General features: G+C 73.9%; 21 protein-coding genes. 18 read left to right on the top strand and 3 right to left on the bottom strand.

Features of this window, described 5'->3' with window-relative positions; genetic code table 11:
* Window positions 1-18 precede the first annotated feature (18 nt).
* The 4 genes from mfd to OG989_RS11680 all read left to right on the top strand — a co-directional run bounded on the left by mfd (window position 19) and on the right by OG989_RS11680 (window position 7,201).
* Window positions 19-3,669 (top strand): transcription-repair coupling factor, encoded by a 3,651-nt coding sequence (gene mfd / locus OG989_RS11665; protein ID WP_327030500.1) that lies wholly within the window; start codon window positions 19-21, stop codon window positions 3,667-3,669.
* A 136-nt stretch (window positions 3,670-3,805) separates the two neighbouring features.
* A complete protein-coding gene (locus OG989_RS11670; RefSeq protein WP_151456300.1) occupies window positions 3,806-4,585 on the top strand; it encodes a hypothetical protein in 780 nt (259 codons plus the stop codon).
* Window positions 4,586-4,587: 2 nt separating this feature from the next.
* On the top strand, window positions 4,588-5,559 hold the full coding sequence (locus tag OG989_RS11675) for a nucleoside triphosphate pyrophosphohydrolase (RefSeq protein ID WP_327030501.1): 972 nt from the start codon (window positions 4,588-4,590) through the stop codon (window positions 5,557-5,559).
* A gap of 22 nt (window positions 5,560-5,581) precedes the next feature.
* Window positions 5,582-7,201, top strand: a complete 1,620-nt coding sequence (locus tag OG989_RS11680) for a DUF885 domain-containing protein (RefSeq protein ID WP_151456302.1) — start codon at window positions 5,582-5,584, stop codon at window positions 7,199-7,201.
* A 19-nt stretch (window positions 7,202-7,220) separates the two neighbouring features.
* Here the strand turns inward: OG989_RS11680 and OG989_RS11685 are convergent, their stop codons facing one another.
* Window positions 7,221-7,913, bottom strand: a complete 693-nt coding sequence (locus OG989_RS11685; protein WP_151456303.1) for a hypothetical protein — start codon at window positions 7,911-7,913, stop codon at window positions 7,221-7,223.
* A gap of 233 nt (window positions 7,914-8,146) precedes the next feature.
* Between OG989_RS11685 and eno the strand changes: the two genes are divergently transcribed.
* The 7 genes from eno to OG989_RS11720 all read left to right on the top strand — a co-directional run bounded on the left by eno (window position 8,147) and on the right by OG989_RS11720 (window position 14,293).
* Entirely contained in the window at window positions 8,147-9,430 is a 1,284-nt protein-coding gene (eno, locus tag OG989_RS11690; RefSeq protein WP_151456304.1) for a phosphopyruvate hydratase, read from the top strand.
* A 32-nt stretch (window positions 9,431-9,462) separates the two neighbouring features.
* Window positions 9,463-10,101: an FtsB family cell division protein gene (locus OG989_RS11695; RefSeq protein WP_151456310.1), complete on the top strand. Its 639-nt coding sequence runs from the start codon at window positions 9,463-9,465 to the stop codon at window positions 10,099-10,101.
* Window positions 10,102-10,135: 34 nt separating this feature from the next.
* The gene (locus OG989_RS11700) at window positions 10,136-10,693 is read left to right on the top strand and encodes a DUF501 domain-containing protein (protein WP_327030502.1); all 558 of its coding nucleotides are present in this window, start codon (window positions 10,136-10,138) and stop codon (window positions 10,691-10,693) included.
* Window positions 10,694-10,695: 2 nt separating this feature from the next.
* Complete coding sequence (locus OG989_RS11705; protein WP_151456306.1) at window positions 10,696-11,232, top strand: amino-acid N-acetyltransferase; 537 nt, start codon at window positions 10,696-10,698, stop codon at window positions 11,230-11,232.
* A gap of 643 nt (window positions 11,233-11,875) precedes the next feature.
* Window positions 11,876-12,868: an ArsR/SmtB family transcription factor gene (locus OG989_RS11710; protein WP_151456308.1), complete on the top strand. Its 993-nt coding sequence runs from the start codon at window positions 11,876-11,878 to the stop codon at window positions 12,866-12,868.
* A 27-nt stretch (window positions 12,869-12,895) separates the two neighbouring features.
* Window positions 12,896-13,825: a Ppx/GppA phosphatase family protein gene (locus OG989_RS11715; RefSeq protein ID WP_327031148.1), complete on the top strand. Its 930-nt coding sequence runs from the start codon at window positions 12,896-12,898 to the stop codon at window positions 13,823-13,825.
* Window positions 13,826-13,957: 132 nt separating this feature from the next.
* Entirely contained in the window at window positions 13,958-14,293 is a 336-nt protein-coding gene (locus tag OG989_RS11720; protein WP_327030503.1) for a TetR-like C-terminal domain-containing protein, read from the top strand.
* Window positions 14,294-14,330: 37 nt separating this feature from the next.
* Here OG989_RS11720 and OG989_RS11725 read toward each other — a convergent pair whose 3' ends face one another.
* Both OG989_RS11725 and OG989_RS11730 read right to left on the bottom strand, forming a co-directional pair.
* Window positions 14,331-14,525 carry a DUF397 domain-containing protein gene (locus tag OG989_RS11725; protein ID WP_327030505.1) on the bottom strand — a complete coding sequence of 65 codons (195 nt, stop codon included), beginning with the start codon at window positions 14,523-14,525 and terminating at the stop codon, window positions 14,331-14,333.
* Window positions 14,516-15,325: a helix-turn-helix domain-containing protein gene (locus OG989_RS11730; RefSeq protein WP_327030506.1), complete on the bottom strand. Its 810-nt coding sequence runs from the start codon at window positions 15,323-15,325 to the stop codon at window positions 14,516-14,518. Before OG989_RS11730 ends, OG989_RS11725 begins: the two co-directional genes overlap by 10 nt.
* 153 nt (window positions 15,326-15,478) lie before the next feature.
* Between OG989_RS11730 and OG989_RS11735 the strand changes: the two genes are divergently transcribed.
* The 7 genes from OG989_RS11735 (at window position 15,479) to OG989_RS11765 (ending at window position 20,250) form a co-directional block, all read left to right on the top strand.
* Complete coding sequence (locus OG989_RS11735) at window positions 15,479-15,778, top strand: hypothetical protein (RefSeq protein WP_327030507.1); 300 nt, start codon at window positions 15,479-15,481, stop codon at window positions 15,776-15,778.
* A 67-nt stretch (window positions 15,779-15,845) separates the two neighbouring features.
* Window positions 15,846-16,178 (top strand): PadR family transcriptional regulator, encoded by a 333-nt coding sequence (locus tag OG989_RS11740; RefSeq protein WP_089001967.1) that lies wholly within the window; start codon window positions 15,846-15,848, stop codon window positions 16,176-16,178.
* On the top strand, window positions 16,175-17,209 hold the full coding sequence (locus OG989_RS11745) for an HAAS signaling domain-containing protein (RefSeq protein ID WP_327030508.1): 1,035 nt from the start codon (window positions 16,175-16,177) through the stop codon (window positions 17,207-17,209). Before OG989_RS11740 ends, OG989_RS11745 begins: the two co-directional genes overlap by 4 nt.
* Window positions 17,210-17,326: 117 nt before the next feature.
* Complete coding sequence (locus OG989_RS11750) at window positions 17,327-17,809, top strand: LppU/SCO3897 family protein (protein ID WP_327030509.1); 483 nt, start codon at window positions 17,327-17,329, stop codon at window positions 17,807-17,809.
* 199 nt (window positions 17,810-18,008) lie between these two features.
* Window positions 18,009-18,695 (top strand): dienelactone hydrolase family protein, encoded by a 687-nt coding sequence (locus tag OG989_RS11755; protein ID WP_151457706.1) that lies wholly within the window; start codon window positions 18,009-18,011, stop codon window positions 18,693-18,695.
* Window positions 18,696-18,714: 19 nt separating this feature from the next.
* Window positions 18,715-19,428, top strand: coding sequence for a uracil-DNA glycosylase (locus OG989_RS11760; protein ID WP_327031149.1), 714 nt, complete (start codon window positions 18,715-18,717; stop codon window positions 19,426-19,428).
* A gap of 78 nt (window positions 19,429-19,506) precedes the next feature.
* The gene (locus OG989_RS11765; RefSeq protein WP_151457707.1) at window positions 19,507-20,250 is read left to right on the top strand and encodes a DUF4129 domain-containing protein; all 744 of its coding nucleotides are present in this window, start codon (window positions 19,507-19,509) and stop codon (window positions 20,248-20,250) included.
* The last annotated feature ends 41 nt before the right edge of the window (window positions 20,251-20,291 follow it).

Consider the following 20,291-nt stretch of genomic DNA (forward strand, 5'->3'; position numbering starts at 1 on the left):
CCCGCTGGAAGTGATCACATGCTCACCGGTCTGTTCTCCGCCGCCCTGGCCGACCCGGGGCTGGCCCGGGCACGTGACCTGGCGCGCTCCGGTGCCGCGCAGGTCGACGGCCTCGACATCACCGCCCCGCCCGCGCTGCGCCCGTTCGCGGTCGCCGCAGTCGCCGCCGACCAGGCCGGCGACGGCGGGCCGGGCGGCGGCGCGGGCCGTCCGGTGCTCGCCGTGACCGCCACCACGCGGGAGGCCGACGACCTGGCCGCCGCGCTGGGCAGCCTGCTCCCGCCCGAGCAGGTGACGGTCTTCCCGTCATGGGAGACGCTGCCGCACGAGCGCCTGTCGCCCCGCTCCGACACGGTCGGCCGTCGGCTGGCCGTGCTGCGCCGGCTCGCGCACCCCGGTTCGGCTGACGCGCACGGTCGCACCGGCCCGCTGCGGGTGGTCGTGGCGCCCGTCCGGTCGCTGCTGCAACCGCAGCTCAAGGGGCTCGGCGACCTGGAGCCGGTGCAGCTCGCCGCCGGGCAGGAGGCCGACCTGGAGGAGGTCGCCCGCCGGTTGACCGACATGGCGTACGGGCGGGTCGACCTGGTCACCAAGCGGGGCGAGTTCGCCGTGCGCGGCGGCATCCTCGACATCTTCCCGCCCACCGACGAGCATCCGTCGCGGGTCGAGTTCTGGGGCGACGAGGTGGAGGAGATCCGCACCTTCGCCGTCGCCGACCAGCGCACCATCGAGCAGGTGCCGCAGCTGTGGGCGCCGCCGTGCCGGGAGCTGCTGCTCACCCCGTCGGTGCGCAAGCGGGCCGCCGCCCTCGCCGAGGAGCACCCGGAGCTGGCGGAGATCCTCGACAAGCTGGCCGAGGGCATCCCGGTGGAGGGCATGGAGTCCCTGGCCCCGGCGCTGATCGGCGCCGACTCGATGGAGCTGCTGCTGGACGCCATGCCGGCCGGCACCCACGTGCTCCTGTGCGACCCGGAGCGGATCCGCACCCGGGCGCACGACCTGGTGCGTACCTCCGACGAGTTCCTCCAGGCGAGCTGGGCCGCGGCCGCCGTCGGTGGCCAGGCCCCCGTCGACCTCGGCGCCGCCGCCTTCCGGACCCTGGGCGACGTACGCGCCGTCGCGGCGAAGCTGCGCCAGCCCTGGTGGACGCTGTCGCCGTTCGGGCTCGTGGAGGCCGAGGCCGCCCCGGCGCGGCAGCCCTGGGAGGACGGGCCGGAGGCGTACGACGTCACTCCCGACGACGCGATCGCGGTGACCCTCTCCGCGCAGCCGGCCCCGCTCTACCACGGCGAGACCGCCCGGGTGGTCGAAGACCTCAAGCGCTGGACCGGCGAGGGCTGGTCGGTCGCGCTGGTCTTCGAGGGGCACGGCCCCGCCCAGCGGGCGGTCGAGGTGCTCCGCGACGCGGGCCTCGGCGCGCGGCTGACCGAGGAGATCCCGACCGCGCCCGCCCCCGGCGAGGTGCTGGTCGCCTGCGGCAGCCTGACCGGCGGCTTCGTCGACGAGGCGTCCAGGTTCGTGCTGCTCACCGGCAACGACGTCACCGGCGGGCGGGGCACCTCGACCCGCGACATGCGCAAGATGCCGAGCCGACGGCGCAACACCATCGACCCCCTGGAGCTCAAGGCCGGCGACCACGTCGTGCACGAGCAGCACGGCATCGGCCGCTATGTCGAGCTGGTGCAGCGCACCGTCAACGGGGCGTCGCGGGAATACCTGGTCATCGAGTACGCCCCGAGCAAGCGTGGCCAGCCCGGGGACCGGCTCTTCGTCCCCACCGACCAGCTCGACCAGCTCTCCCGCTACGTCGGCGGCGAGCAGCCCACCCTGCACAAGATGGGCGGCTCGGACTGGCAGAAGTCCAAGGCCCGGGCCCGCAAGGCGGTCAGGGAGATCGCCGCCCAGCTCATCCAGCTCTACGCGGCCCGCAAGGCGTCCAAGGGGCACAACTTCGGCCCCGACACGCCGTGGCAGCGGGAGCTGGAGGACGCCTTCCCGTGGCAGGAGACGCCGGACCAGCTCGCCGCGATCGAGGAGGTCAAGCGGGACATGGAGCAGACCGTCCCGATGGACCGGCTGATCTGCGGCGACGTCGGCTACGGCAAGACGGAGATCGCCGTCCGGGCGGCGTTCAAGGCGGTGCAGGACGGCAAGCAGGTGGCGGTGCTGGTGCCCACCACGCTGCTGGTGCAGCAGCACTACAACACGTTTGCCGAGCGGATGAGCCAGTTCCCGGTGACCATCCGGCAGCTCTCCCGCTTCCAGACGCCGAAGGAGGCGGAGCAGGCCCTGGAGATGGCCGCCGCGGGCACCGCCGACATCGTCATCGGCACCCACCGGCTGCTCCAGGCGGCCACCCGGTTCAAGTCGCTCGGCCTGGTCATCGTCGACGAGGAGCAGCGCTTCGGCGTAGAGCACAAGGAGCACCTGAAGACGATGCGCGCCTCGGTCGACGTGCTGAGCATGTCGGCCACGCCGATCCCGCGCACGCTGGAGATGGCGATCACCGGCATCCGGGAGATGTCGACAATCGCCACCCCGCCGGAGGAGCGGCACCCGGTGCTCACCTTCGTCGGTGCGCACGACGAGCGGCAGGTGGCCGCCTCCATCCACCGCGAGCTGCTCCGCGACGGGCAGGTCTTCTACCTGCACAACCGGGTCGAGTCGATCGACCGGACGGCCCGGAAGCTGCGCGAGCTGGTGCCCGAGGCGCGGGTCGCGGTGGCGCACGGCCAGATGGGCGAGGAGGCCCTGGAAAAGGTCATGGTCGGCTTCTGGGAGAAGGAGTTCGACGTGCTGGTCTGCACCACGATCGTGGAGTCCGGCATCGACATCCCCAACGCCAACACCCTGATCGTGGAGCGGGCCGACCTGCTCGGCCTGGCCCAGCTGCACCAGATCCGCGGCCGGGTCGGCCGGGGCCGGGAGCGGGCGTACGCCTACTTCCTCTACCCGCCGGAGAAGCCGCTCACCGAGCACGCCCACGAGCGGCTGGCGACCATCGCCCAGCACACCGAGCTGGGCGCCGGCATGTACGTGGCGATGAAGGACCTGGAGATCCGGGGCGCCGGCAACCTGCTCGGCGGCGAGCAGTCCGGGCACATCGAGGGCGTCGGCTTCGACCTGTACGTGCGGATGGTCGGCGAGGCGGTCTCCGCGTTCAAGGGCGAGCGCCCGGAGGAGGAGACCGAGGTCAAGGTCGACCTGCCGGTCGACGCCCACCTGCCGCACGACTACGTCGCCGTGGAGCGGCTGCGCCTGGAGATGTACCGCAAGCTCGCCGAGGCCCGCGACGCCGACCGGCTGCGCGAGGTGGTGGCCGAGATGACCGACCGCTACGGCGAGCCGCCCGCGCCGGTGCAGAACCTCGTCGCCGTGGCCCGGTTCCGGCTGCTGGCCCGCCGCTACGGCCTGACCGACGTCTCCATGCAGGGCAAGCACATCCGGTTCGGTCCGCTGCCGCTGCCCGACTCGAAGCAGCTGCGGCTCAAGCGCTACCACCCCGACTCGGTCTACAAGCAGGCGCTCGACCAGGTCAGCGTGCCCCGGCCCAGCACCCGGCGGGTGGGCGGCGAGCCGCTGCGCGACCAGGCCCTGCTGGAGTGGTGCGCCCAGTTGCTCAAGGACGTCCTGGGCGAGCCGGCGACGGCGGGAGCCGCCGCGCGGTGAGTGGCGGTCGACGATGGCTGACCGGCAGCCGGCGGGTGAGCAGGGGGTGGGGACCCGGGCGCGCGCGGGGCGGGCGCGCGGGGAGACCGGTGGGCGGTGTCACGGCGGCCCCGGGCGGCATGAGAGAGTGACCGACATGCGTGCTCGCCGTCTTGTCGCCGTCGCCAGCGTGGCGCTCGGCCTCGTCGCCCTCTCCGGTTGCCGTGCCGAGCCCGGTGTCGCCGCCTACGTCGGTGACCTGCGGATCACCGAGGATGCCGTCACCGGGATCGTCGACGACCTGCGGGCGAAGAACCCGATGCCGACCGGGCAGCCCGAGGCGCCCGAGGCGCCCGAGGGGCAGCCCCCGGCGCAGGTGCCGCAGCTGCCCGACCGCGGCCAGATCGTCAGCATGCTCGTGTTGACCGAGGTCTGCGAGCGGCTCTCCGCGGACAAGAACTACCAGCCGCGCGGGCAGGTCGCGCCGGAGCAGGTCGCCCAGCAGTTGCGCCTGTCGCCCGACACCGGCTATGTGCGCCAGTCCGCCGAGCTCTACAACTGCCTGTCGGGGGTGCCGACCGGGGCACCGGCCGAGCCGACCGCGCAGGATCTGGCGGACGTGGTGGCGGCGGGCCGCAAGGCGGGCGCCATCCCGGCCGACGTGCCCGACGAGGCGGCCGCCCGCCAGCTCGACGGCGAGCAGTTGCGCGGCGCGCTGGCCACCCGCAAGTCGCTGGCCGACGCGGTCGCCGCGTACGACGTGACGGTCAACCCCCGCTACCGCCCGCTGGAGTTCCCCGTGCTGAGCTTCTCCGGCAACGCGCCGGCGGTGAGCGTGCCGCTGGGCGAGGCCGGCTCCAACGGGGTCACCGACGTCTCCACCCCGGATCCGCTGCCCACCGTCGTGCCCGAGGCGGCCGGCGAGACCCACAGCTGAGCATGCCGGCGCGGATCGTCCTGCTCGTCACCTCGCCCCGGCTGCCGGCCGGGCTGCTGACCGCCGCCGCGTGGGACGTCGTACGCCGGCATCCGGTGCTGGCAGGGGCGGAGAGCGAGCTGACGACGGCGGTCCGCGTGGCGGGCGCCGAGGTCACGGTGGTCGACGGCCGGGCGACGCAGGCGCTGCTCGACGCGGCGGCGTCGCACGGCGTCGCGGTGTGGCTGGCCGGCCCGGCCGGCGACGAGTCGCTGGCCCGCGAGCTGGGCCTGCGGCTGGCCCGCGAGCCCGGCCTGGCCGAGCTGGAGCTGATGTACGGCTCCTGGGACCCGCCGGGCGCCCGGCTGCTCGACGCGGTGGCGGTGATGGACCGGCTGGCCTCTCCCGGCGGCGATCCCTGGAAGCGCGCGCAGACCCACCGCAGCCTCGCCGGCTTCCTGATCGAGGAGTGCTACGAGGCGTACGACGCGATCAGCGCCGGGGACACCGACGCGCTGCGCGAGGAGCTGGGCGACGTGCTGCTCCAGGTGGTGCTGCACGCCCGCCTCGCCGAGGAACTGCCCGAGGAGCAGCGGTGGACCGTCGACGACGTGGCCGGCGGGCTGGTCGACAAGATGGTCCGGCGCAACCCGCACGTCTTCGCCGACGCCGAGGCCGGCACCCTGGAGGAGATCGAGGCCAGCTGGGAGCGGATCAAGCGGACCGAGAAGGCGCGTGACTCGGTGCTGGACGGCATCGCGCTGAGCCAGCCGGCCCTCGCCCTGGCCGCCAAGATCCTCGAGCGCGCCGGGCGGGTCGGCCTCGCCGTACCGCCGCCCCTCGCGGATTCCCAGGTGGACCCGGAGGCGCGGCTCGGTGCCGGCCTGCTCGCCACGGTCGCGGCGGCCCGCGAGGCGGGCCTGGACCCGGAGGCGGCCCTGCGCCGCGCCGCCCTCGCCTACGCGGACGCGGTCCGCGCCGCCGAAAAGGCCTGAGTCGACCCGGTAGGGTCGGCGGGTGGAATCGTTTGTGCCGCTCGCGGAGCGGATCGTCGACGCGTTGCTGGAGAGCCGGCCGGGGGTCGCGACCTCCACCGGCGACCACCGTTACGACGACCGGCTGCCGGACCTCTCCGCCGAGGCGGTCGCGGCCGACCGGACCATGCTCAAGGAAGCCGCGGACGCGCTCGCCGAGCTGGACCCGGACGCGCTGGACGTCGAGGAGCGCGTCGACCACGCGCTGCTCACCTCGTTCGTGGACCGGGAGCTGTTCGAGTCCGGCGACATCCGCGCGCACGAGTGGGACCCGCTGCGGCACAACCCCGGGCCGCTGCTGCACGCGCTGCTCGCCCGCCCGTACGCCCCGGTCGACGTGCGGCTGACCAGCCTGGCGGGCCGGCTCGCCGCCGTACCGGACGCGTTGGCGACCGCGCGCGCGACGCTGCGCGACATGCCGCGCATCCACGCGGAGACGGCGGTCGGGCAGTTCACCGGCGCGGCCGCGCTGATCCGCGACGAGGTGCCGGCGCTGCTCGCGCAGGCCCCCGCCCTGCACGACCGGGTCGAGCCGGCCGCCACCGCGGCGATCGCGGCGCTGGAGGAGTTCGTCGCGTGGCTGCGTCAGGGCCTGGCCGCCGACGCCGGCCCCGGGCGGGACCCGCGGCTGGGCCGCCGCCGCTGGGAGGCGCGGCTCTGGCACACCCTCGACACGGAGCTGGGCGCCGCCGAGATCCAGCGCCGGGCCTGGGCCAACCTGGACCGGGTCGGCGAGGAGATCCGCGCGGCGGCCGTCGAGCTGGTCGGCGGCCCCGCCGACGACGAGACGGTACGCCGGGCGCTGGACCTGCTGGCCGCCGAGCACCCGGACGACCACACCATCGTGGACCTCGCCTCGGTCACCCTGGACGAGGCGACCGACTTCGTGCGCGCCCATGACCTGGTCACCCTGGTCGACGACCCGTGCGTAATCCAGGAGATGCCCCAGTTCGCCCGGGGCGTGGCGGTCGCCTACTGCGACTCGCCCGGCCCGCTGGAGACGGCGGACGTGCCGACGTTCTACTGCATCGCGCCCACCCCGGCGGACTGGCCCGCGCACCGGGTCGAGTCGTTCTACCGCGAGTACAACGACCACATGATCCGCAACCTGACGGTGCACGAGGCGATGCCGGGGCACTTCCTCCAGCTCGCCCACGCCCGCCGGCACGTCGGCCCCACCCGGGTCCGCGCGCTGACCGAGTCGGGCCCCTTCATCGAGGGCTGGGCGGTCTACACGGAGGAGCTGATGGCCGGCCTCGGCTTCGGCGGCCTGCCGGTGCGGTTGCAGCAGCTCAAGATGCAGCTCCGGATGACCATCAACGCGCTGCTGGACCAGCTCGTGCACTGCGAGGAGCTGCCGGAGGCCGAGGCGATGGCGCTGATGACCGGGCGGGGCTTCCAGGAGGAGGGGGAGGCGGCCGGCAAGTGGCGGCGCGCCCTGCTCACCTCGACGCAGCTCTCGACGTACTTCGTCGGCTACAGCGAGGTGGCCGCGATCGCCGCCGCCCGCCCGGCCGGCGTGGCGGTGCGCGAGTGGCACGACGCGATGCTCGCCCACGACTGCCCGCCCCCGCGCCACCTGCGCACCCTGCTCGGCGTCTGAGGACCGCCGGCGGGGTCGGTCACGAGCTGGCCGGGCGGCGGTCCACGACGCCGGCGTCGGGCGGCAGGTCGAACACCGCGCCGTCGACCGTCTCGCGGTAGCGGCTCAGTGCCAGCTCGACCTGGCGGCCGTCGACCAGGCCGGTGAAGCTGCCCAGCACCCCGTCGGTGGTCACGCAGGCGGTGAAGTCCCCGGCCGACTGCGCCACGTCGACGCAGGTGGCGTGGTGGCCGGCGAGGGTGGTGTCGCTCTGCTCGATCACCGCGTCCGGGTCCAGCGCGGCGGTGGTGAGCAGCCCCACGACGACCGGCGGCGTCACCAGCCCCCGCTGCTTGGCCTCGGTGAACATGGTCACCGTGGGCTTCGCGTTGGGCGCGGGCGGGGCCTCCAGGGTGCAGGTCGCGCGCCCGGCGCCGGTCTCGCAGCGGGTCGTCGCCTCCGGGGTGACGGTGAGCTTGCCGCCGGGCCAGGTGTAGGCGGAGCGGGCCGGGTCCTGGGCCTGGGCGATCGTGGCGGTCTGCCCGCCGGAGAGCTGGTAGTCGGCGGAGTAGGTCAGCTCCAGCGCCCGGTCGAGCCGGGCGGCCATGTCGTTCACCAGGTCGGACCGCCCGATCGTGCGGCCGGCGTCGTCGAGGGTCTGACAACCGGTCACCGTGAGCGACGCGATGACCGACACGGCGAGCATGCGGAGGGTGGTCGAGGCGGCGGGCATGGCGACCAGCCTGGCCGATCGGGCCAACCGCGCGCAAACCCGTTGCCGGTTGAGGCACGAGAATCCGGGAATGTCCGAGTAAAGCATTGCCCGGAGGCAGGTTTCGGGTCGGGCCGGCGAGCGCCCGGACCGCCCGCGTCCGAGCGTCGCCCGATACGCTGCGTTCAACAACTGCCTCAGCCGCACCGTCGCGGCCCATACCGGACCGGAACACACAAACGAGGAGCGACTCAGTGGCAACCATCGAGGGAATCGTCGCGCGGGAGATTCTGGACTCGCGGGGCAACCCGACCGTCGAGGTCGAGGTCGGGCTCGACGACGGCACGATCGCCCGGGCGGCGGTGCCCTCCGGCGCCTCCACGGGCGCCTTCGAGGCGATCGAACTGCGCGACGGTGACGCCGACCGCTACCAGGGCAAGGGCGTCGAGAAGGCGGTCTCGAACATCGAGGACAAGATCGTCGACGAGCTGATCGGCTACGAGGCCAGCGAGCAGCGGCTGATCGACCAGAAGATGCTCGACGTCGATGGCACGGACAGCAAGTCCGAGCTGGGCGCGAACGCCATCCTCGGCGTCTCCCTGGCGGTGGCCAAGGCGGCGGCCGGCAGCGCCGAGCTGAGCCTCTTCCGCTACCTGGGCGGCCCGAACGCGCACCTGCTGCCCGTGCCGATGATGAACATCCTCAACGGTGGCGCGCACGCGGACTCGAACGTCGACATCCAGGAGTTCATGATCGCGCCGATCGGCGCGCCCAGCTTCCGCGAGGCGCTGCGCTCCGGCACGGAGGTCTACCACGCGCTGAAGTCGGTGCTGAAGAAGAAGGAGCTCTCCACCGGCCTCGGCGACGAGGGCGGCTTCGCGCCGAACCTGCCCACCAACGCCGCCGCCCTGGACCTGATCGCCGAGGCGGTGGAGAAGGCCGGTTACCGGCTCGGCACCGACATCGTCTTCGCGCTCGACGTGGCCGCCACCGAGTTCTTCGACAACGGCACCTACACCTTCGAGGGCACCGCGAAGACCGCCGAGGAGATGAGCAACTACTACACCAAGCTCGCCGGCGACTACCCGATCGTGTCGATCGAGGACCCGCTGGCCGAGGACGACTGGACCGGCTGGCAGACGCTGACCGCCTCGCTCGGCGACCGCATCCAGATCGTCGGCGACGACCTGTTCGTCACCAACCCGCAGCGCATCGCCCGCGGCATCGCCGAGAAGGCCGCCAACGCGGTCCTGGTGAAGGTCAACCAGATCGGTTCGCTGACCGAGACCCTGGACGCGGTGGACCTGGCCCACCGGGCCGGCTTCAAGTGCATGATGAGCCACCGCTCCGGCGAGACCGAGGACACCACCATCGCCGACCTGGCGGTGGCCACGGGCTGCGGCCAGATCAAGACCGGTGCCCCGGCCCGCTCGGACCGGGTCGCGAAGTACAACCAGCTCCTGCGGATCGAGGAGGAGCTGGCCGACGCGGCGCGGTACGCCGGGGCGGGCGCCTTCCCGCGCTACCGTTCGGCCTGAGACGCGCGAGGCCTCGGGGGAGGGGTGTGACGATGCAGCAGCGCCGCACACCGGGCGGTCAGCGCCCCGCCCGTCGGCCGGGTCACACCGGCCGGCCGGGCGGGGCCCGGGGCGCCCGGGCGTCGGTCCGCGAGGGCGGCGTCCGCGCCGAGTCGCGGGCCACGGCCGGGCGCGCGCCGGGGGCGGCCCGGGGCGCGGAGGGCGTACGCTCCGCGAGCCGGCCCGCCGCGGCCCGTCGTACGGCCGCCGGCACCGTCAAGCGGCTCTCCGCACCCCGCTCCCGGGGCCTCACCGGGCGGGCCACCGTGCTCTTCGCGGTGCTGATCGCGCTCGCCCTGGCCTACACCTACCCGGTGCGCGTCTACCTGGACCAGCAGGCCGACATCGAACGGATGGAAGCCGCCCAGGCCGCCCAGCGGGAGGCGATCGAGGAGCTGTCCGAGCGGGCGGCCAAGTGGCAGGACCCGGAATACATCAAGATCCAGGCCAGGGAGCGGTTCTTCATGGGCCCACCGGGCGAGACGCTGCTGGTGGTGCTCTCCGACCCGGCGGGCGCCGCCCGGGACGCCGGTTCGTCCACGGCCCCGTCGGCACCCGTCACCCCCGCTTCCTGGTACGACACCCTCTGGTCGAGCGTGCAGGCCGCCAACGGCGAGCAGCCCGACCGGTGAGCAACACCCGAGCATCGAACGAGAGATCAGCATCGTGACTGTCGTACCACCGCAGGAGCCGGCGGCGGACTCCGTACCCCCGCCGCGGCGCGAACCGGCCACCGAGGCCGACCTGGCCGCGGTGGCCGCGCAGCTCGGACGCCCGCCCCGGGGCACCCGGGCCGTGGCCCACCGCTGCCCCTGCGGCCTGCCGGACGTGGTGGAGACGACCCCGCGCCTGGCCGACGGCACCCCCTTCCCGACGCTGTTCTACCTGACCTGCCCCCGGGCGACGGCGGCATGCAGCCGGCTGGAGTCGGCGGGGTTGATGAAGGAGATGGCGGACCGGCTGGCCGCCGACCCGGAGCTGGCCACGCGCTACCGCGCCGCGCACGAGGACTACCTGGCCCGCCGGGACGCGATCGGCGAGGTGCCGGAGATCGCCGGAATCTCCGCCGGCGGGATGCCCGGCCGGGTGAAGTGCCTGCACGTGCACCTCGGGCACGCGCTCGGGGCCGGGCCCGGGGTGAACCCGTTCGGCGACGAGACGCTGGCGCTGGTGGAGAAGTGGTGGGCGGCCGGCCCGTGCGTGGACGTGCCGGCGGCGGACTGACCATGGCGGGCGCGGACGGGGGCGTGGCGGGGGCCGACGAGATCGTGGTGCGGCGGGCCCGCACCTCGGACGTGCGCGGCATCCGGCGGCTGGTCGACACCTACACCGACGACCGGCGGCTGCTCAGCAAGGCCACCGTGACCCTCTACGAGCACGTGCAGGAGTTCCGGGTCGCGGTCCGGGCCGGCGACGGCGCGGTGGTCGGCTGCGGGGCGCTGCACGTGATGTGGGAGGACCTGGCCGAGATCCGTACGGTGGCGGTCGACCCCTCCTGCCGCGGGCGCAAGCTCGGCCACCGGATCGTCGCGGAGCTGATCGACGGCGCCCGCGAGCTGGGGGTGGCCCGGATCTTCGTGCTCACCTTCGAGACCCGGTTCTTCGGCTCGTTCGGGTTCACCGAGATCGACGGCGCGCCCGTGCCGCAGCCGGTCTACGAGCAGCTCCTGCGCTCGTACGACGAGGGCGTCGCCGAGTTCCTGGACCTGGAACGCGTCAAGCCGAACACCCTCGGCAACACCCGGATGCTGCTGCGCCTCTGACCGGCCCGGTGCGGGTGACCCGTGGCGCGCCCGCCGGCGGTGCGCCGGTCGCCGGCGTGCAGCGCAGCCGTCGCTGCCAGGTCCGTACGCCCTCGGTGAAGACGTCGGCGTAGCGGTCCTGCCCGCCGATGAAGGTGATCACCGAGACCGGTCGCCGGGGCACGTACGTCTCGGAGGCCGCTGTAGCCGCCGCTGACCACGCCGATCGCCGCGAAGAGCCTCTCGCCCTCGACGGCGGCCCGGAAGCTCATGTCCCCGCCGTTGGAGATCCTGATGAGGTAGACCCGGTCCGGATCGGCCCGCCACGTCCGGACGAGGTGGGCGGTGAGGTCCTTGAGGAAGCCGACGTCGTCGGTCGTCCCGCAGCAGGTACCGGCGGTCGGCCCCGCCGTGCGCCAGGGTGAGCCGGTGGTCGCCGGCGGCGGGGCGCTCGACGGCCCCCGAAGGCGACGGGGCCGGCGTGACCCGGGACTGACCCCGGTCCCCACCGCACGCCGTGGCGACGACGGCGAAGAGCACCCCGTCAGCACTGCCACCGTCCGTCGCACGCCCCGCCCCCTCCGTGACCCCGGTCCACACTGGATGGGCCCGCCCGAACGGGGCAACCCTTTCGGTCCAGGCCGAAGAGCGGCAGTCTGCTGGCATGCTCCGTCTCCGCCTGGGACTGGCGGACCTGTGCCGGGTCCGCTTCGCCGACCGCCTGCACCCGGTCGGCATGTCCCTGCTGGCCTGCCAGGCGCTGCACGACGCGGACACGGCCCGGATGACGCCGGGCCCCGCGGCGGACGCGGCCTCCGCGTCGGGTCCGGTCCGGTCCGCCGCCTCCGTGCTGCGGCACCTGCTTCCCGCGCGCGGGCGCCTGCCCGACTTCCTCACCCCGCTGGACGGCCTCGAATCGGTCGTCGCCGGTCTGGAGGCGATCCGGGCAGCCCCCGTCGGGCGCATCCGGGCGGAGGTCACCGCCGCGTACGCGCAGTTGCCCGCGACGCCGCTGCGCAGGCGGTTCGCCGAGGCCGACGGGGAGACGATGGACCTGTTCGGCCGGGCCCTGGGCACCTGGCACGACGCGGTGCTCGCGCCGCACTGGGCCGACCTGACGGAGGCGCACCGGCACCACGTGGCGGGGGCGACCGCGCAACTCGCCACGCACGGGTTGGACGGGCTGCTGAACGCGCTGCACCCGGCGATCCGATGGGAGGCGCCGACGCTGACGGTGCGGACCTGGTGGAGCGCCTCGCTGTCCGGCACCGGCCACGGCCTGCTCCTGCTGCCCTCGCCGCTGGCCGGCCCGCATCCCCGGGTGCTGGTGGAGCCCGGTCGGCCGGTGCTGGTGGTGTACCCCGCGCCGATGCCGCGCCTGATCAGGGCCACCACCCCCGATCCGCTGGGCCGCCTGCTGGGGGCGACCCGGGCGGCGGTGCTGCGCCGCCTCGCCGGCCCCGGCCGGCACACCACCACGGCGCTCGGCCGGGCCGTCGGAATCAGCACCTCCTCGGCGTCCGAGCACGCGGGGGCGTTGCGGGCGGCGGGGCTGGTCGCCAGCGTCCGGGACGGCGGCGCGGTGCTGCACCGGTTGACGCCGCTCGGCACCGAACTGCTGGACGCGGGCTACGCCGGGTCACCTGAGCGCGCCTGACGTAGGGTTGCTGCCGTGACGACGCGTGTGGCCGCCATCGACTGCGGGACCAACTCGATCCGACTGCTGGTCGCCGACCTGCCGGACGCCTCGGCGGGTCCGGAGGCTCCGCTGGCCGACCTGAGCCGACGGATGCAGATCGTGCGCCTCGGCCAGGGCGTCGACAAGACGGGGCGGCTGGCCCCGGAGGCGATCGAACGCACGCGGGTCGCGCTGGCCTCGTACGCCGCCGAGATCGAGAAGCTGGGCGCGGAGCGGATCCGGATGTGCGCCACCTCGGCGTCCCGGGACGCCTCCAACGCCGCCGAGTTCCGGGAGATGGTCGAGCGGACCCTCGGGGTCGCGCCCGAGGTGGTGACCGGCGACGAGGAGGCGCGGCTCTCCTTCACGGGCGCGGTGCGCGGGCTGCCCGCCGACGCGCGCGAGCCGTACCTGGTCGTCGACATCGGCGGCGGCTCGACCGAGTTCGTCGTCGGCACCCGCGCGGGCGGCGTCGAGGCGGCCATCTCGATGGACATCGGCTGCGTCCGGATGACCGAGCGGCACCTGCACGGCGACCCGCCGGGGCTGGACGAGGTCGCCGCCGCGCAGGCCGACATCGCGGCGGCGGTGGACCGCGCGCTGGAGGCCGTGCCGGGCCGGCAGGCCGCCACGCTGGTCGGGCTCGCCGGGTCGGTCACCACCGTGGTCGCGATCGCCCAGGGCCTCCAGGAGTACGACCCGAGCCGCATCCACCACGCCCGGGTGTCGTACGACGCGGTGGCCGCGACAACCGCCGACCTGCTCGGCAAGAGCCGGGAGCAGCGGCTGGCGATCCCGGTCATGCACCCGGGCCGCGCGGACGTGATCGGGGCGGGCGCCCTGGTGCTCCGGGTGATCATGGAACGGGCGGGGATGGACTCGGTGGTCGCCTCCGAGCACGACATCCTCGACGGCATCGCCTGGAGCCTCGTGTAGGCCTCGGCGTCCGTTCCCCACGCCCGCTGTCGCCACGGGCATGGGGTGCCGCCCGTGGCGGACCCCGAAGGGTCAGCGGAGCCGTTGCCGCGTGCCCGTCGCGGCGGAGCGGGCGATGGCGTCGATGAGCAGGTGGGTGCGTTCGGCGGTGCCGAAGTCCGGTTCCGTCGGGTGGCCGGCGGCCAGGTCCGCGTAGACCTGCCGCACAGGCTCATCGCGGAGTCACAGCACGACGCCGGGCTCGCGGCGGCCCTGACCGAGCAACTGGTCGGCCCCAGGGTCGCGGTCGCGAAGCAGCGGCTTGCGCGGGCCCAGCAGCAGGGTCAACTGCCCGTCGACGCGGACCTACAGTTGATCGTCGAGCTGTTGTACGGCCCGGTCTACTACCGGCATCTCCTGCACCTCGGGCCGTACTCCCGCGACCGGCTGCGCGAACTGGTCGACCGGGTCCTCGACCGCTGGTCGTGAGCGTGCCGCCGTGAGGGCGGGCGGTCGACGTCGCGGGTCAGGCGCCGGGCCGGGCGATCCCGGTGACGAAGCGGGACCAGGCGGCCGGGTCGAAGGAGAGCGCCGGGCCCGAGCGGTCCTTGCTGTCGCGTACCAGCACCACGCCGGGCAGGTTGTCGGCGACCTCCACGCACGAGGCGCCGCCGTTGCCGCTGCGCGTGGACTTGCGCCACCGGGCGCCGGTCAGCTCCATGTCTTCGCCACTTCCTGCATCAGCACCAGCGACTGCCGTCGGGGCAGCGCCTCCGAGCGGACACTTTCCCACCTGCGGTGCAGGCTGGCAATGTCCTCGGCGCGGTCCAGCACCTGGGCGCGCAGCGGGCTGTCGAGATGCGCCACCCAACCCCCGTCGGCGTAGCCGGCCAGGATGAATGGCCCCGCCACGCCGGCGTGCACACCCACCTCGGCTGGAATCACGTGCAGGTGGATGTGTGGACGCGCCGCCAGTTCGATCAGGTGCTCGATCTGCTCGCGCATCACCCCGAACTGATCCACCACCGGCCGGTGCAGGACGCTCTCGTCAACGACCGCGACCAGTTGCGGCGGCTGGGCGCGGTCGAGGATCTGCTGCCGTTGAAGTCGTGCCGCCATCCGCTCTTCGACCTCGGCGCCGGTTACCAGGCCCCCGTCCTCAAGGACGGCGCGGGCGTACGCCTCGGTTTGGAGGAGGCCGGGCAGGACCGAGATCTCGAACCACCACAGCGTGGCTGCCTCCTGTTCGACGGCCACCCACGGCCGGAACCAGGCCGGCGCGGTCTCCAGGCTGACCAGCGGCAGGATCCGCCCGAGCAGGCCGCCGCTGTCGAGCGCCTCGTCCGCCCGGCGGACGAAGTCGAGCGAGGGCGTACGCCGGCCGATCTCGACCATGCCGACCAGCGAGCCGGAGTAGTTGATCCGCCGGGCCAGCTCCTCCTGGCTGAGCCCACGCTCGGCGCGCAGCCGCCGCAGCTCGCCGGCCAGCAGATCCAACGCCGACAGTTGCGATCCGGTCATCACACCTCGCTCACCTGGCCTCACGTGACGGGCCGCGCCGACCACCGTCGGGCGGTGCCCCGCGCGTGACTTCCGACCGTAGTCGGACGGTAACGAGAATGGGAACCGGCGTGGGCCCACAGTGCCCTCACAGCGCGAGCGAGGAGCGACGACGTGGCGATCCGAGGCCCCCACCCGGCGTGGTGCGTACCCGAGAGCGGCTGCGGAGCCAGCGCGCTGCACCTGTCCCGCCTGCGGCCCGTGGCGCCCCGCGGTGACGAGGTGATCCAGGTGCGCGCCGGGCTCTGGCTGATGGACGTCGGGCGGTTGCGCCCGTCCGGAGTGCTGCTGGAGCTGTCCGCCGGCGACGAGCCGGAGCGTTGGCCGATCGACCTCGCGCAGGCTCGCGCGTTGGTGCACGTACTCCGGGATCTGCTGCGGACCGCGGACGACGCGGCCCGCCGCGCGGCCTGATCCGGCATCCGTTCCTCGTGTCCGATGTCGTTGACGGTACTGTGCATTGCGCACTAGTGTGCATTGCGTGGACACCACACAACTGCTGAAGGGCGTGCTGGATCTCGCGGTCCTCGCCGTGCTCCGCGAGGAGGACGGCTACGGCTACGACATCCTGCGCCGGCTGCGCGACGCCGGGTTGGAGGAGGTCGGCGACGCCTCGGTCTACGGCACGCTGCGCCGGCTCTACGCCGCCGGCCTGCTGACCACCTACGTCGTGCCGAGCGAATCCGGCCCGCACCGCAAGTACTACTCACTCAACGCCGCCGGCCGGGACCAGCTCACCCGCTCCGGCAAGCTCTGGCGCTCGTTCGCCACCACCATGGACGCACTGCTCGACGATCGGGGGATGGCGGCATGACCGTCATGGAGCAGGAGATCGCGGACTACGCCGCACGGGTCCGGGCCGCGCTGGCCGACCTGCCGCCGGCGCAGCGCGACGAGTTGACCGAGGACCTGCCGGAGCACCTCGCCGAGGTCGCCGCCGAGGCCGGCGGCTCGCTGGTCGACCGGCTCGGCGAGCCCGAGGCGTACGCGGCCGAGCTGCGCGTCGCGGCCGGGGTCGGCGCCACCAGCGGCGGCGGGCGCCGCAACCGTCGCCTCGGTGTCGCCGTGGACCGGCTCCGCGCCCGGGCGCACCGCTGGGACGTCCAGCTTGGACCACCCCTCGGGTACGCCTCAGCGAGCGAGTTCCTCCGGTTGCTCCGGCCGGCGTGGTGGGTGCTGCGGGGCTACCTGGCCGCCATGCTCGTCACGGTGGTCACGACCGGCGACACGTTCGGTGTGCTGCCCGAGCTCAACGGCAGCCTGCTGGCCGGCCTGGTGCTGCTCGCCGGCAGTGTGCTCGCCTCGATCTGGCTCGGCCACCACACGCCGGGCCTGACCCGGCCCAAGCGGCGGGTGCTGCACGTCGGCACGGCGGTGCTGGTGATCTTCGGGCTGGTCGGCCTGGCGGACATGAACGACCGGGTCGGCAGCGGCGACCTCGACTACGAGCAGATCTCGATCGACGGCCGGTACGACCACATCCGCGACGTTTTCGTCTACGACCGGCAGGGCCAGCTGGTGGAGAACGCCCGGCTCTTCGACCAGAACGGCGACCCGATCCGGCTCGGTCGTCCGATGTGCCCGAACCCGCCGGACCTGAACCTGGCCAACGCGCTGTTGCGCCCGTACCCGTACTGCCCGGAGTTGGCGCCGTTCGGGCCCCGGCCGGGCGCGAGCACCCCGCCTCTGCTGAACCCGCCGGGGCTGCCCGTACCCGCCCCCTCGGAGGCCGCGCCCGCACCGGGGGGCAACCCGACCCCGACGCCCACGCCGACCGGCACCTCGACCCCCGCGCCCGCATCGACGGGCATGCCGGCCGGCACCCCCGCGCCGAGTCGGACGTGAACAGGATCATGGAATGAAGCTGGGAAATAGCTGAACGGATGAGTCCAGCGGGGCAACGGCTGTCGGTCCCGGTCGCTACGGTGTCGTCTGCTCACTCACCCCCCGGAAGGAAAACGCGTGTCAGAGCAGGTCGCACCGCCCCCCGCGCCGGACGCCGCCCAGCCCCCGTCGGCCGTCCAGGCGCCGCCCCCGGCGGAGCCCCAGGCCGAGAAGTCCGGTTCCAAGAAGCTGCTCGGCATCGTGGGCGCGATCGTCGTGTTCCTGGTCGTCGCGGGCCTCAAGTTCGGCATCGGCTCGGCGATCGGCAACTTCTTCAACAAGGACGAGACCGCTGAGGCCAAGGTCGGCGACTGCATCGCCGAGCTGCCCGAGGTGACCGGCACCAAGGAGGAGAAGGTCGACGGCGCGAAGGTCGTCGAGTGCACCTCCACCGACGCCGTCTACAACGTGGTCGGCCGCGTCGACGGGCAGACCCAGGCGCAGGCCCGCTCCGGCGAGGCGTGCGGGCAGTACATCAAGGAGGGCCAGGAGGGCTACGTCTACTACAGCATCGAGCCGGGCAAGACCGGCTACCTGCTGTGCCTGACGAAGAAGGCCTGATCCCCCGGCACGACAGGACCGCCGACGGCGGCGCGGACATCGTCCGCGCCGCCGTCGGCGTCCGTGGCTAGGGCGTAGACAGGAGGTGTATGCCACTGTTCCGGCGTCTTCCCCGGGGCGCTCACGGCGTGGCAGGCTACCGACACGTAGCAACACTGTGCGACCAGCCAACGATGACTGACCGCTAGGAGGACGGCCGATGGGCGAGATGGTGAGCTACCGCGGCAACGGGGGGACGAGCGAGGGGTATCTCGCGATACCCTCCGGCGGTGCGACCAGCCCTGCGGTCATCGTCATCCAGGACTGGTGGGGCCTGGTGCCGCACGTCCGGGCGGTCGTGGACCGCTTCGCCGAGGCCGGTTTCGTCGCCCTCGCCCCGGACTTCCGCCACGGCGGCCCGGCCAGCAAGCCGAGTGAGCCCCGGCAGATGCTGAACAGCCAGCAGATGGACGAGGCGGCGGCGGACATCGCCGGCGCGGCCGACTACCTCGCCAGCCGGCCCGAGGTCGCCGGCAAGGTGGGCTGTGCGGGCTTCTGCGCCGGGGCGAGCCTGGCCCTCTGGGCGGCGACCCGGTCCGAGCGGATCGTCGCCACCACCGCCTTCTACCCCCGACTGCCGTGGGACGGGATGCGCCCCGAGTGGCCCGACTACGCGGGCAAGGCGGCGCTCATCCACTGCTCCGAAGAGGACGGCACCTCCGCTGCCGACGGCGTACGCACCGTCCGCCGCGCCATCGAGACCTCCGGCGGCACCTGCCAGGTCCACGACTACCCCGGCACCTCGCACGCCTTCTTCAACGAGGACCGGCCGGAGAACTTCGACCAGCGCGCCGCCGCCACCGCCTGGGCCCGCACCCTCGAACTCTTCCGGGCCAAGCTTGGCTGAGCCCCGTACGCCCGACGAGGTGGTCGCCCGCGCCGCGCGGGCGACCGACCTGGCCGACCTCGACGCCGCCGTCAGCGACTGCTTCGCCTGCCCGCGGCTGGTGCGGTGGCGCGAGGAGGTGGCCCGCGTCCGCCGGGCGGCCTTCCGGGACCAGGAGTACTGGGGCCGGCCGGTGCCCGGCTTCGGCGTCCCCGACGCGCGCATCGCCATCCTCGGCCTGGCGCCCGCCGCGCACGGCGGCAACCGCACGGGCCGCATCTTCACCGGCGACCGGTCCGGCGACGTCCTGTTCGCCGCGTTGCACCGGGCCGGGCTGGCCAACCAGCCGACCAGCGTCGCCGCCGACGACGGGCTGACCCTGCGCGACCTGCGGATCTTTTCCGCCGTGCGCTGCGCCCCGCCGGACAACAAGCCCACCCCAGAGGAACGGGACACGTGCGCGCCGTGGCTGCACCGCGAGGTGGCGCTGATCCGGCCCACCCTGCGCGTCGTGGTCGCGCTGGGAGCGTTCGCCTGGGCCTCGTGGTGGCCGGTGCTGCGCCAGGTGTACGGTCTGCGCCCGCCCAGCCCGCGACCGGCGTTCGGCCATGGGGCACACTGGTCCGGCACGGGCGCACCGGCGCTGCTCGGCTGCTACCACGTCAGCCAGCAGAACACCTTCACCGGGCGGCTGACACCAGGGATGCTGGACGATGTGTTCGCCCGGGCGAAGCAACTGGCCGGGGCGGACTGAGGCGTGGGGGCGGTGGCGATGACGGACGGAACGCGTCGAGTCGTGGGACACGCCCCGGCGACCCGGAGGTAGCCCTCGATGGAATTCAGCGCCCTGCGCAGGTGGTGGCCGGTCGCGGCGGTGGTGCTCCTGCTGGCCGTCGCCGCGTTCTCGTCCGCCCACTCGTCGATCGGCGCCAGTCGGATCCCGCCCGCCGCCGACAGCATCCCGTACGTGCCGGAATATCCGAGCGCCGAGCCGGCCGAGTCGATCCCCGTCGAACCAAGGGACGCCGGCCAGGCCACCCAGGCGTCGATCCCGCAGTGGATCGCCACCGTCGCCATCGTACTGCTCGGGCTGGCGATCCTCGTCGTCTTCGGCTATCTCACCTGGACGTTGGTCCGGGGCGCGATACGCCGCACCACCCGGGCGCTGCCAACGCAGCGGTCCCGGCGGACACCCGAGGGCACCGCCCGCGAGGTGGCCGCCGCCCTCGACGCCGGCCTGGAGGAGTTGGACGACCGCGACACCGATCCGCGTACGGCGGTGATCGCCTGCTGGGTGCGCCTGGAGCAGGCCGCCGCCGGGGCCGGCGTGCCCCGGCTGGCCGGCGACACCCCCACCGACCTGGTCACCCGGCTGCTGCGGGGCGACCCGTCGGTGGGCATCCCGGCCATCGCCAGCGCCGACGTGCTGGCCGAGTTCGCCCACGTCTACCGCGAGGCCCGCTACGCCACCCGTGAGGTCGACGAGCGCACCCGCGACCAGGCCCGGGCGGCGCTGCGCCGGCTGCGCGGCGAGTTGACCGTCGTGGTCGCCGACGACACGGAGGTGCCGGCGTGACCGGGGCACCCACCGGCGTGGCCGGGGCGCGGCCGGCGCCC

This window comes from Micromonospora sp. NBC_01740 (assembly GCF_035920365.1).
Classification (GTDB): Bacteria; Actinomycetota; Actinomycetes; order Mycobacteriales; family Micromonosporaceae; genus Micromonospora; species Micromonospora reichwaldensis.